Here is a 12,313-nt window from a genome sequence, read left to right as displayed (position 1 = left end):
GCAATGGATGCTGGCGGCCCGGATCGTGCCGCACGAGTCACTCTCCAGCGCGCGGCGGGTCACCGACGAGGCGATTGGTAAGAGGGGCCAGTGCCGTTGCCGGCGTTCAGACCATGGGTATCAAGACTGCGGGAAGATCACCGGCCCGGACCGCTTCCTGGTCGATGGACAGGCCGCAGTAGGTGCCGACGGCGCCGAACACCGCTGCCGGCAGCCGGGGTCCGTGCTCCTCGTAGTACGCCACCACAGCGGCTTCACCCACCTCCCCGATGGACGGGAACACTGCGCCGGCCGCGTGGAGTGCCGCATCCAGAGCCGAGTCCTGTCCGGTGTCCTGCCCGAACTCGGCCTGCCAGGCGGGCCCGTCACCTGGCGCATGGATGATCCTCTGCGGCGGGCTCCATGAATTCAGCGTCACGCAGACGATCTCCTCGTCCGGTGCGGGCCGCATCGACTCCACCTTTCGGTAGCCGGTGGCCCACGTCGCCATGCCCCAGTCCTCCAGCACGTACACCCAGTCGCCGCACGCCCCGTACATCGCGCGATTCACGTGAGGCGAGTGGTCGCCTCGTCGTCTCGCCGGCACGACGAGGTCCTTGCCGGGGGTACGGCCGGCGAGCTCGTCGAGGTCGGCGCCCAGCGCGATGAGGAACTCGTCCGCGTCGACGCCGCGGGCGCAGGTGAGCGATATCCCTCCGAGCATGCCGGGCAGGGCGGCTGAACTGCCTGTGGTGCTGTGTGCGCCAATCCAGGCGATTCCGTCACTCATGCCGGTTCCTCCGGATTGGGTTACGTCGTGGCGGCAAGGGGCCCACGAGCAATCAGTCTCTCGTGGGCCCCTCACACTTGTTGTGTCGGGTCAGGCAGGAAGGCGCAGGGTGGTGGCCTATGCGCTGGCGGGGCACCGAAGATCACTGTGTCTCCGCTGCCCTGCGTGCTGATCCCGCCCGGCGCCTTGCGCGCTCGCGAAACTCGAAGCACGAGCCGTTGCTCGTTCGCTTCACGACTCGGCCTGGGCCGGCGGCTTGCCGGGTTCGACGCCGTGGTCCCGCGAGCCGCGTTTTGCCACGGCCCGCCGAACTCGCACCGGCCGGCGAGGTCGGCTGCTGTCCGGGAGCTCCGCCGTACAGGCCGTAGCTGCTCGGGGCTTTCTCCGCGGGGCTTACTTGAATTCGACTCGTCCGGCCGGATCGGCCCCGGTCGTCAGCGCCTCGCACGCCGTCTGCCAGGAGTGGTCGCCAGGCAGCAACTGGGTGCGCAGGTAGGCCGAGGTGAGGCGCGCGAGGGCGGCGACCCGCTCAGGGCTCTCGTCGGTGGTCTCGTCGGCGTCGTATCCGGAGATGCCACCGAGCAGGTGCTCTCCGCCGAGGAGGGTGAGCAGGGTCTTGGGTGCGGGGGCGAGGCGGTAGGGGTCGGTGTGCCACTCGGGGCCGATGTCGGTGAAGTGCGTGGAGTCGTCCTTGTCGCCGGCGACGACGAGCGTGGGTGTGGTCATCGTGGAGAAGTCGGTGCTCTTGAAGAACGGCACCTTGTCGGCCATCCATCCGTTCAGGATGTCGCCGCCCCTGCCCGGTGCGGCAAGCAGCACACCGGCCCTGATCCGCGGTTCGGTCAGGTTCACTTCCTCCCCGGTGTCGGGGTCGGTGCTGCGGGCGCCGAGCAGGAGGCCGGCCGTGTGGCCTCCGAGGGAGTGCCCGGCGACCGCAATCCCTTTGTGGTCGATCCGCCCAGCGAGCTGCGGCACGGTCTTCTCGATCTCGTCGAGCCGGTCGAGGATGTGGCTCATGTCCTCGGCGCGTGAGCGCCAGAAGAAGGGACCTCCCGGGGCGCCGGCCAGCTCGCGGCTCAGCGTGCTGGAGCTGAGGTGCGTGGGCTGGATGACGACGAAGCCCGCTGCGGCCCACAGGTTGGCGATGGGCGCGTACCCGTTCAGCGAGGACAGGTTGTTCGAGCCGCCGTGACCGTGGGACAGCAGGATGACGGGCAGACCGGTCCCGATAGCGGGAGCGGAGACGCGGACCTGGAGGTCCACGGGCCGTCCGGGCACGGACAGGACCACCGGGCTGTACGACAGGACGGCGGCGGGCGAGCCGAAAACGGTGTCGGTGTCACTGGTTGCGGTCATGGTGAGGGTTCCTTCCTGAAGCCTGCGCTGCGACCGGCCCCCGCAGAAGCGGTGGCGGGCGTGGTCAGTGGCGTCCGGCTTCGGCAACCCGAAGCGGAACATCGCTCCGCTTATTATTCGGAACGACGTTCCGCTTGTCAACGACGGCGTGAAGGAGCCCGGTTACCACCGCGAGCCCGGCTTCCATCGGCGACGGCATCCACGCGCAGCGATGGGGACGATCAGCTCTGGGCGGTGGGTCGTACGACGATCTCGTTGACGTCCACCGCGGCAGGCTGTTCGATCGCGAAGGCGATGGCCCGGGCGATCGCGTCGGGCGGGATCGCGATGTGATCGCGCATCCTCGTGACCTCCGCCCTGACCTGGCTGTTGGTGGATGCCTCAGCGAAATCGGTCGCGATCAAACCGGGTGAGACGGTGGTCACCCGCAGGGCGTCGCCGGCTTCCTGCCGCAGCCCCTCGCAGATGGCCCGGACCGCGAACTTGGTGCCGGCGTAGACCGCCATGGTCGGCACGATGCGAAACGCGGCCGTCGATGCCGTGGTGATGAAGTGTCCGGAGCCTTGTGCCCGGAAGACCGGCAGTGCGGCGCCGATTCCGTGCAGGACACCCTTCACGTTGACGTCGACCATGTGGTCCCACTCCTCGACGCGCAGATCGTCCAGTGGCGAGATCGTGCCGACTCCGGCGTTGCTAACGAGTACGTCCAGGCGGCCGAAACGCTCCTCGGCCAAGGCGACCAGGGCGTGCAGGTCGTCCCGCCGGGTCACGTCGGTGCGGATCTGCACGGCCGCGCCACCCGCGTTCTCGATCCGGGCCACGAGTTCCGCCAGGCGCTCGGACCGGCGCGCGCCGAGGACGAGTCGCGCGCCGCGTTCGGCGAGCAGCAGCGCGGTCGCCTCGCCGATTCCACTGCTGGCTCCCGTGACCGCCACTACTTTGCCCTTGATTCCGGACATGAAGCCGTCTCCTAAATTCTCGGCACCGGCGCCCGCGACCTGAGCGCCTGCTGCGCACTCGGCGCCGGGTGCCGGGTGCCGGGTGCCGGGTGCCGGTTTGACTGCGTAAAGCCGTCGGCAGTGCCGAGGCCGTGTGATTCCACCTCAGTCTTCAGGAGCCTTAGCCTGGTATCCAGAACGTACTTATTCTGGAACTGAGGGTGCCCGTCATGCCTGCGCAGCCGGATCACAGCGACCGACGCCGTCAGCTGAGTGCGTTTCTGCGCAGTCGGAGGGAGCGCCTCGCACCTGAAGAGGTGGGCCTGCCCCGGACGGGCCGTCGCCGGACTCCGGGACTGCGCCGGGAGGAACTGGCCTTGCTGGCCGGGATCAGCGCCACCTGGTACACGTACCTGGAGCAGGGGCGGGAGATCCGCGTCTCCGAACAGGTGCTGAACTCCCTCGCCGCGACGCTGCGGCTCGACCGCCACGAGCGTGCCCACCTCCTCCAGCTCGCCGGTCACCTGCCCACGGCCGAAGTCGAGGAACGGGAGCCACTGACGGCCGGGGCGGGGGCCGTCCCCCTGCTGCTCCAGCCGCACCCGGCGTACGTCATCGGCGGCAACTACGACGTCCTGGTGCACAACCAGGCGGCCGAGGAGCTGTTTCCGAGGCTCGTCACCGAGGCGGAGCGGCCGCCCAACTTCGTGCGCTGGACCTTCCTCGAACCGGTGGCCAGGGACGTTCTGATCGACTGGGAACCCGAGGCACGCGGCCTGTTGGCCCGACTTCGGACGCTGGCCGCACGCCATTCCGGCGACCCGCGGTACACCCGGCTGATCGAGGAGTTGAACGCGGGCAGTCCGGAAGTGCGGGAGTGGTGGCCCCAGTACGAGGTGCAGGCCCGGCACAGCGGCCGGAAACGGCTACGGCATCCCGAGCGGGGACCGGTCGACTACGCGTACACCGCTTTCCACCTGGCCGAACAGCCGGAGCAGGCGTTGGTGGTCTACCTCGACAGCGGTGAACTGCCCGCCGAGCCGCAGCCATGACCGGCGCCGGCCCCTTCACGGGCTGCCCCGGACGACCTCGCCGGCGGGGCGGCACAGCTCACCTCAGTCGCCGTTTCGCGTTTCCCTTTCGAGGTGGGCGCGGAAGCTCTGCGCGGGCCGTCCGGTGAGGCGTTGGACGGTGTCGGTGACGCGGTTCTCCGAGCCCCCGGCGATGGCACAGTCCATGCCGGCCAGTATCGCGGCGAACTCCGCCGGAATCTGCGCGGTGAGGTGATCGCGCATCTGCTCGTAGGACATGCGGTGGTGGACCACGGGCAGGCTGGTGACCTCGGTGGTGATCCTGGCGATGTCGTCGTGGCTGAGCGTCTCCGGTCCGGTGAGGACGAGATCGGTATTGGGGGCGTGTTCCTCGGTCAGGGCCTGGACGGCGACAGCCGCGATGTCCTCGGCATCGACGAAGCCGACCCGGCCGCTGCCGGTGGCCGTCCTGATGACGCCCTCATCCCGGATGCTGACGGCGTGCGCGTGCGCGCCGGTGAAGTTCTGCATGAACCACGAAGGCCGCAACACAGCCCACTGTTCGAACAGATCGGGCAGCGCACGGTGCACCGCTCCCACCGCCGGTCCGCCTTCGGGGATCGCCGAGGAACTGAGGAGTACCGCGCGGTGGACCCCGGCGGTGCGGGCCTGCCGAAGAAACGGCAGCATGACGGCCGCGGGGTCGGCGTCGCCCAGGGGCGGTATCAGGTAGACGCGGTCGACTCCGTCGAGGGCCGCGGCGTGGGTGGCCGGGATGTACCAGTCGAAGAGGACCGGCTCCGTGCCAGGGACCGGAGTGGCGCGACGACTGGCGGCTTTGACGCGGTGGCCGGCAGCTGTCAGCCGGGCGGCGGTGCGGCCGCCGGTGGTGCCGGTCGCGCCGATCACCAGAGTGGTACCGGTGGTGTTCATCGGCTGCTCCCCGTGAAGGCGGTGCCGGGTTCGAGGACGGCCAGCGGGTTCCAGTAGTCCCGGTAGGAGGTGATGCGCCCCTCCTGAACGGTGACGACGGCGATGTACGTCATGTCGAAGGCGCTGTCGGTCTCCACCAGGCGGCCGACGCCGCGCATCTCCACCACGATGATCTGCGGATCGGTGGTCTGGTGGATCCGCAGGGCGGGGAAGTCGTGCAGGTCGATGTGGTCCGGGTAGTGGCGCATGTAGGCGGCGATGGCCTCCCTGCCGTCCAGACGCGTGGGCCAGCCGTCGGGAGCGAACGGGAACTCCATGACGCCGTCCTCGGCCCACAGGGCGACCCAGCCGGAGATGTCCTTGTCCAGCAGCAACCGCAGGCTGTGGCGGTAGAGATCTGCTGGAGACGTCGGTGCGAACATTGGGTATCCTCCATCCGTGAAATCCGGACCCTTGGTCCGCTTAGACGATACGGACCCGTGGTCCGTTTCGCAAACGAAGGAGGAACATGGTCGAGCGCAAACCCCGCAAGGACGCCGCCCGGAACCGAGAAGCCGTCCTCTCGGCCGCCGACGCCCTCTTCGACCAGAGCGAGGGGACCGACGAGGTCACCATGGCCGACATCGCGGCAGCCGCCGGCGTCGGCAAGGGCACGCTCTTCCGGGCCTTCGGCGACCGCCCGGGGTTGCTGCGTGCGCTGTACGAGGTGCGACTGGAACCGGTCAGGGAGGCCGTCGAGTCCGGCCCACCGCCTCTGGGGCCCACCACCCCGCCACGACAGCGCGTACTCGCCCTGCTCGACGCCGTCCTGTGCTTCAAGCTCGACAACCGCCGCCTCGCGCTGGCCCTGGAGGACAGCGGGAGCAGCAGCCCGTACCAGGCGGAGCACTACGAGCGCTGGCACGGCCTGCTCCAAGCCGTACTGAAGGAGATCCCCGGCCTCGCCGACAGCGAATTCACCGCCCACGTCCTGCTCGCCGCCACCCGAGCCGACCTGGTCGAGCACCTGGCCGGACGAGAAGGCGTGTCACGCGACACCATGCGCGCTCAACTGGCAAACTTCACCGCCAGAGCCCTGGGCTCCAGCCCTCTCCGAGGAGCGAACGTAGAGGGTTGATCGTGACCGGACGGCCCGGACGGAACGAACGGCCCGGACGGCCCGGACGGCCCGGACGGCCCGGACGGCCCGGACGGCCCGGACGGCCCGGACGGAACGAACGGCCCGGACGGAACGGTCTGCGACAGCTGCTCCATGACTGCGGTCGCGATGGGCAGGGGTGTGGTGCGGGCGATTAGCCGCAGGTTGCCGACGGCGTCGTAGCGGGTTAGCAGCAAGGTGACTGGCGAGGCGAGCGCCCCTGTGATCCAGCTGACCAGCGCTTCGGCTGTGGTGCGGGCGCACTGGTGGACTGTCGGTATTCGAGGGTTGCAGTATTCGCCGTGGAGTGAGCAGTTCTGTATCGGCTCGGTCTCGTCAGCGGTGGCAAGGTGCAAAGCTCTCGCCGCAACGGGCTGTCTGCGCGAAGACGCCGGATCAAGAAGAAGAGACCGACCTCTTGCGGTGAACCCGCGTCGGCGCCCGCGCTCCGGTGCGGGCCTTCGCCCTCTGCGACCGCGCCGTACGGCCCCCTCCCGGCAGCGGCAATCCCGCTCGACAGAAGGCTCACCCGGCGCGACGAGGTTCACGGCGCCGGTAGGGCACCGATCTGCTGCATCACCCCGAGGAGGTCGGGCTGGCCCCGTGGCATCGTGCTGTGCCTCTCGAGAGACGTTGGGCGGGTACCTGCGAGCGTAACATCGAATCGATGTGCACATCGATTCGATGTGCACGTGCGAAGATGGACTCATGCTGGAACTGGCGATACTCGGCTTCCTGGCCGAGACCCCCCTGCCCGGACACGAGCTGCGCCGCCGCCTCTCACAGCTGACCGGCTATACGCGGCCGGTCAGTGACGGCAGCCTGTATCCGGCAATCAACCGTCTGACCAAGGCGGGCTTGATCGAGCGGCGCGCCGACCCGGCCGCCGGAGCGGCCCGGTACGTGCTCAGCCTGACCACGGCCGGACGGGCCGAAATGCTTCAGCGCCTGCGCAAGCCCGCCGACCACGAGATCACCGACTTCACCCGGTTCTACATCGTCCTGGCATTCCTCTCCCACCTGCCCGACGTGGCCGAACAGCACGCGGTGCTGCGCAGACGACTGGAGTTCCTGGAAGAACCGGCGAGCTTCTTCTACGACAACGAGCGGCCCCTGCGTGCCGAGGAGATCGCCGACCCCTACCGGCGCGGCATGCTGCTCACCGCCCGCACCACCAGCCGCGCCGAACGGACCTGGCTGCGCGAGACCCTCGGGGAGAAGCCGCCCGCATTCGACACCGCATGCGCCGACGGCGATCCGCAGGCGCCCGCCGCTCCCGCGAGCTGACTGTCCACGGAGGTACCCCCATGCTTGCTTCCTGGTACGACGACCAGGGCCCCGCCGCCGATGTCCTGCACGTCGGTGAACTCCCTGATCCCGTCCCCGGCACCGGCGAGGTCCGCGTCCGCGTCACCGTCTCGGGCGTCAACCCCGGCGACACCAAGAAACGGCGCGGCTGGCTCGGCTCGTCCATGCCGTATCCACGGGTGATCCCGCACAGCGACGCCGCCGGAGTCATCGACGCCGTGGGCGCCCAAGTCGACGCCCGCCGCGTCGGACAGCGGGTCTGGGTATACGGCGCCCAGTCCTACCGCCCCTTCGGCACAGCTGCTCAGTACACCGTCGTACCTGACCATCAAGCCGTACCTCTGCCAGATCATCTGAGTGATGAGCTGGGGGCGAGCCTCGGCATCCCCGGCATCACCGCCCACCGCACCGTCTTCGCCGACGGCCCGGTCGACGGCCAACTGGTCCTGGTCCACGGAGTCCTTGGCGGCGTCGGCTCCCTGGCCGCCCAGCTCGCCCACTGGGCCGGCGCGACTGTGATCGCGACCGTCCGCCGCACCGCGGACCTCGACCGTGTCGACCCGGCCGTCGTCTCCCACGCCATCGCCCTGGACACTGGCGACCCGGCCGCTGCCATCCGCTCGTACGCGCCGCGGGGCGTCGACCGGATCATCGAGGTCGCGCTGTCCGACAACGCCGACCTCGACAACGCCGTCGCCGCCAACAACGCCGTCATCGCCGCCTACGCCACCCGCACGGACCGCACCGAGATCCCCTTCTGGCCCCTGCTGTTCAACAACGTCACCCTCCGTCTGCTCGGCAGCGACGACTTCCCCGCTGCGGCCAAACGCCAGGCCGCCCGCGACCTCACCTCCGCCGCAGCCGTCGGCGCCCTCACCGTCGCCGTTGGCGACCGTCACTCGCTGGACGACATTGCCAAGGCCCACGACCACGTCGACGCCGGCGGTGGCCACGGCCGCATCCTGGTCACCATCCCCCAATAGCGCAGACTCGGAACACCGCCCTGCTCAACTCCTTCAGCGGCAGTGGCTCGGCCTGTCCGTCCGCGGTCCACGCTCACAGCACATAACCGAAGTGGGGGGGTCTATCAGGATTCAGGTGTGGTTCGTCTGTTTGGCCTACAGGTTTTTCGGTGGGCTGGTCGGCCTACACTCGTCCGGCGGTAAGGCGGCCGTCGAAGAGAACGTCGAACTCGTTCAAAGCGCTTTTCCAGCGGTTGTTCCAGCGCTGGCGGCCGCGGCCGGTGGGGTCGAGTGCGAGGGTGGCGAGGTAGAGGCGTTTCAAGGCGGCGGTCTCGTTGGGGAAGTGTCCGCAGGCCTGGGCCGCGCGCCGGTAGCGGGCGTTGAGGGACTCGATCGCGTTCGTGGTGTAGACGACCTGCCGGATCGCGTCGGGCAGACCGAGGAAGGGCACGAATTCGCTCCAGGCCCGCTCCCAGGTCCCGGCGATCGACGGATAGCGCTTGCCCCACTTGTCGTCGAAGTCGGTCAGCCGTGCCCGGGCCTCGTCCTCGTTGACAGCGGTGTAGACGGGCTTGAGGTCGCGTGCGACGTCGGCCCAGTCGCGGCGTGAGGCATACCGCAGACTCGCGCGCAGGAGATGAACCACGCAAGTCTGCACCACAGTCCGGGGCCAGACGGCGTTCACCGCGTCGGGCAGGGCGCTGAGCCCGTCGCAGACCAGCATCAGCACATCACGGACGCCTCTGTTCTTGATCTCGGTGAGCACCGTCTGCCAGTACTTGGCGCCCTCGCCGCCGTCGCCGGCCCACAGGCCGAGGATCTCGCGGTAGCCGTCGGCGGTGACCGCGATGGCCACGTAGATGGGCCGGTTGGCGACATGACCGTCTCGGATCTTGACGTGCACGGCATCGATGAAGACGACCGGGTAGACCGCGTCGAGCGGGCGGGTGCGCCATTCCGCCATCGATTCCAGGGCCTTGTCGGTGATCGTGGAGATGGTCTCCTTCGTTGTCGTCATCCCGTACGTCTGGGCGAGATGGGAGACGATCTCGCCGGAGGTCAGGCCCTTTGCGGTCAGCGAGATCACCAGGTCGTCCAACGCACCAGTGCGGCGGGCGTACTTGGGCAGCAGCCGGGGCTGGAAGGTGCCCAGACGGTCTCGCGGGATCTGCACCGTGACGGCGCCGACCTCCGTCATCACCTTCTTGCTCCGGTAGCCGTTGCGGGTGTTGCCGCCCGAGCGCGACCCGCGCCCGCCGACGCGGCCGACCCCGTCGGCCAGGTGCTGGTCCATCTCTGCTTCCAGCGCGGACTGCATCAGGTGCTGAGCGAGCTCGGGCAGCAGGCCGCCCTCGCCCATCAGCCGCAGTCCCTCTCCGCGGACCTTCTCGGCCGCGAGCGCGGCCAGCTCCTCCAGCAGCTCACTGGACAGACCATTCTGCGACACCGGCATCGACTTCACGTCGGCACCCTCGACGCCACCGCCGACCTCGGCAAGCGACACGCCCTCCACGGTCTCGATCAGGTGACCAGTCGTCGTACTCATCAGGCTCACTCCTTCGGGGAGATCCACACCTGATTCATGACACTCCCAAGTGGGGCGGATACGGAGCCCTGCTGAGCGTCGACGCGGGCGAGGTGGTGCGGCGCTCGCGGCGTGGCACCGAGATGGCGCCCGCCTTCCCGGGGGATCGTGAGCGGTAGTGCGCAGCGGCCGGACGCGACCGCGCTGGACGGTGTTATGTGGCCTGTGGGGGTGTCTCAGTCCCGAGGTGTCTCAGGCGGCGCAGCTCCCACAGACGAGACGTGACGGGCGTCGCGGCCTCGTGCCGTAGCGGCCGCTCAGAGGTGGTCGTCCAGGAACTTCCGTACCTCGGCGATGGTCATAGGCCCGGTGCGGTGCGCCACCACCTCTCCCTCCTTCAGCAGGACGTAGGACGGGGCTGCGGTGATCCCGTATCGCTCGGTTGCGGCCGGACAACGCGTGATATCGGTGCGGACGGCCGTCAGGCGGCCCGTGTAGTCGTCGGCGATGCCACCCACGACGAGGTCCATCACCCGGCAGGGCTCGATTGCCTTGGGCCATGTCCCGGTGAAGTATGCGAGGACCGGAACTCCGCTCATCCCGAGGATGAAATTGAACTCCGCGTCCTCACGGGGTCGGTGAACCCGCTTCGCCATGGAAGCTCCTGACCTCACGTTCCGTCATTGCGTCCCCATCATCCCTCGCCCGGTGTGCCAGGCCGACCCGGTCAGTCGTCCGGCTGACCTGCCGGAAGGGAGGCACGGGGCCATCGCAGAGATCCCCGGCGTCAGCGGCCCGGCCCCCGCCCCTGGTGACCCGGCCTGGCCGCCCCGACGCTCACCCAGCTGCAGCCCACCGCGCGCCCGTGGATCAGCTCGTGCCAGGACAACGCTCTCCACGACGACATGAAAGCCGTTTACAGGGCATAACGGCCCAAATCGCCGGCTAGATGCTCGATGAGCGCGTCGACGAGCGGGCCGGTGCGCATCGTCCACCGGATCCAGTCGAGCCGTATCCGCCACCGCACTTCTCACAGACAGCGCCCCCGACCAGCTTCGCGAGGCCTTGTCTGGTCTTCACATCAGCCCCCGGTCTCAGCTGGCTCATACCGCTCGTCCCCGGGCCGCACGAGCCGGCTGATGGCACCGAGGACGAGGCACGATTCCCGGACCGCTCGCCGACGCGGTCGTGGACGGTCGACGTACGCGTCAGCTGCCCCGGAGACCGACCGCCAGCGTCAGTTCAAGGACCCGGTGTGGTGATGCGAGATCCGGAAACAGCTCCCGCAGCTGCGACATCCGGTACCGGACTGTCTGGGGATGGACGAACAACGCCGCCGCCACCTCGTCCCGCCTGCCCTGGTGCAGCAGCCACGCCCGCAATGTCTCCTCCAGCCGCCGTGCGGTCGCGGCAGGCAAGGTCCGCAACGGTGCGAGGGCTCGGGCGCGCAGGTCTGCGTACGCGTCCACGTCGGCGCTCAGCACCAGCTCGGGCAGGTGGTCCTCGGTGTCGCGAATGTCAGAGGAGAGGGAGCGCGCGCGTACGGCTCGTGCGTACGAGGCCGACGCACGAATCCATGGCCGGGCCGGGCCGACCACGGCGGTGCGGTCGGTCAGCTGCCGCAAGAGATGTGATCGGTCGGCATCGGGGACGAGCAGCACACCGGTGGCGTCCGGCAGGTCGTCGAGGACGAGGGTGCTCGGGTCGAGCGCGCGGTAGGCAGGCCGGGCCTGGGCGGCGGGCAGCAGGACCGCGGTCAGCGAGACCGGAGGCTGCCACCCGGCTCGTTGTGCAGAGGCCAGCAGCACGTCCGGGCTTGCGCCGGCGAGGAGGTCGCGGGCCAGGTGTTCCAGGTGGCGCTCGTGGGCCCTGCCCCGGGCGGCCAGTTCGTCGGCGTGGCCCGCGGCGCTCGCGGCGGAGAGCTCGTCGATGTAGGCGAAGGTCAGCTCGGCGAATTTTGCGACCTCGGCGGCGGGCAGACCTGCGGGTACGGCACCCGCTGCCAGGCATCGCCAGGCCACGCGGGCGCCGACGCGATAGGCGCTGAGCAGGGCGTCCATCGAACGGCCGTCGCGCACTTCGCCGCGGCCCAGCTCGTAGGCTGCGTCACCGCCGTCGCCGCCTGTGGTCTTTCCGCTCGCGAGGTCCAGGTAGTGCCCCAGGGCGGTTCGGACGGCTCGGCGGATGGTGGCGCCCATGCTGCCCGAAAGGGCGTTGGCGTAGGAGGGGACCTCGTCGATGATCGCCTGGACGACCTCGTCGGCGGTGGTCTTCACCGCGGCCCGAAGTGCGGTGACCGTCGTCTCATCCAGGGCCAGTTCACTGGCCCTCCGGATTGCATGGCTCACGTTTT

General features: G+C 69.3%; 12 protein-coding genes. 4 read left to right on the top strand and 8 right to left on the bottom strand.

The features are described from left to right. Window positions 1-106: 106 nt before the first annotated feature. The 3 genes from OG985_RS44325 to OG985_RS44315 form a co-directional block, all read right to left on the bottom strand. Window positions 107-769 (bottom strand): hypothetical protein, encoded by a 663-nt coding sequence (locus OG985_RS44325; protein WP_371674072.1) that lies wholly within the window; start codon window positions 767-769, stop codon window positions 107-109. 393 nt (window positions 770-1,162) lie between these two features. Beyond that, complete coding sequence (locus OG985_RS44320) at window positions 1,163-2,125, bottom strand: alpha/beta hydrolase family protein (protein WP_371674071.1); 963 nt, start codon at window positions 2,123-2,125, stop codon at window positions 1,163-1,165. 221 nt (window positions 2,126-2,346) lie between these two features. Continuing rightward, the gene (locus OG985_RS44315) at window positions 2,347-3,084 is read right to left on the bottom strand and encodes an SDR family oxidoreductase (protein WP_371674070.1); all 738 of its coding nucleotides are present in this window, start codon (window positions 3,082-3,084) and stop codon (window positions 2,347-2,349) included. A gap of 209 nt (window positions 3,085-3,293) precedes the next feature. On the opposite strand from OG985_RS44315, the gene OG985_RS44310 reads away from it, so the two are divergent. Continuing rightward, window positions 3,294-4,115 (top strand): helix-turn-helix transcriptional regulator, encoded by an 822-nt coding sequence (locus OG985_RS44310; RefSeq protein WP_371674069.1) that lies wholly within the window; start codon window positions 3,294-3,296, stop codon window positions 4,113-4,115. 63 nt (window positions 4,116-4,178) lie between these two features. Here OG985_RS44310 and OG985_RS44305 read toward each other — a convergent pair whose 3' ends face one another. Then, window positions 4,179-5,027 (bottom strand): NAD(P)H-binding protein, encoded by an 849-nt coding sequence (locus tag OG985_RS44305; RefSeq protein ID WP_371674068.1) that lies wholly within the window; start codon window positions 5,025-5,027, stop codon window positions 4,179-4,181. Continuing rightward, a complete protein-coding gene (locus OG985_RS44300) occupies window positions 5,024-5,449 on the bottom strand; it encodes a nuclear transport factor 2 family protein (protein WP_371674067.1) in 426 nt (141 codons plus the stop codon). Before OG985_RS44300 ends, OG985_RS44305 begins: the two co-directional genes overlap by 4 nt. A gap of 86 nt (window positions 5,450-5,535) precedes the next feature. On the opposite strand from OG985_RS44300, the gene OG985_RS44295 reads away from it, so the two are divergent. From OG985_RS44295 to OG985_RS44285, 3 genes are all read left to right on the top strand, one after another. Beyond that, window positions 5,536-6,144, top strand: coding sequence for a TetR/AcrR family transcriptional regulator (locus OG985_RS44295; protein ID WP_371674066.1), 609 nt, complete (start codon window positions 5,536-5,538; stop codon window positions 6,142-6,144). A 729-nt stretch (window positions 6,145-6,873) separates the two neighbouring features. Beyond that, the gene (locus tag OG985_RS44290; RefSeq protein ID WP_371674065.1) at window positions 6,874-7,452 is read left to right on the top strand and encodes a PadR family transcriptional regulator; all 579 of its coding nucleotides are present in this window, start codon (window positions 6,874-6,876) and stop codon (window positions 7,450-7,452) included. 20 nt (window positions 7,453-7,472) lie between these two features. Next, on the top strand, window positions 7,473-8,456 hold the full coding sequence (locus OG985_RS44285) for an NADPH:quinone reductase (RefSeq protein ID WP_371674064.1): 984 nt from the start codon (window positions 7,473-7,475) through the stop codon (window positions 8,454-8,456). A gap of 163 nt (window positions 8,457-8,619) precedes the next feature. On the opposite strand, the gene OG985_RS44280 is transcribed toward OG985_RS44285, so the two are convergent. The 3 genes from OG985_RS44280 to OG985_RS44270 form a co-directional block, all read right to left on the bottom strand. Continuing rightward, window positions 8,620-9,888 carry an IS256 family transposase gene (locus tag OG985_RS44280; protein WP_331718661.1) on the bottom strand — a complete coding sequence of 423 codons (1,269 nt, stop codon included), beginning with the start codon at window positions 9,886-9,888 and terminating at the stop codon, window positions 8,620-8,622. Window positions 9,889-10,277: 389 nt separating this feature from the next. Next, on the bottom strand, window positions 10,278-10,616 hold the full coding sequence (locus OG985_RS44275) for a thioredoxin family protein (protein WP_371674063.1): 339 nt from the start codon (window positions 10,614-10,616) through the stop codon (window positions 10,278-10,280). A 552-nt stretch (window positions 10,617-11,168) separates the two neighbouring features. Next, complete coding sequence (locus OG985_RS44270; protein ID WP_371674062.1) at window positions 11,169-12,308, bottom strand: PucR family transcriptional regulator; 1,140 nt, start codon at window positions 12,306-12,308, stop codon at window positions 11,169-11,171. Window positions 12,309-12,313: the final 5 nt, after the last annotated feature.

Origin of the sequence: Streptomyces sp. NBC_00289, assembly GCF_041435115.1 — a bacterium.
In the GTDB taxonomy this organism is placed as follows: Bacteria; Actinomycetota; Actinomycetes; order Streptomycetales; family Streptomycetaceae; genus Streptomyces.
Note: the sequence above shows the minus strand (reverse complement) of the source record. Positions and strands in the feature narration are given on the sequence as shown.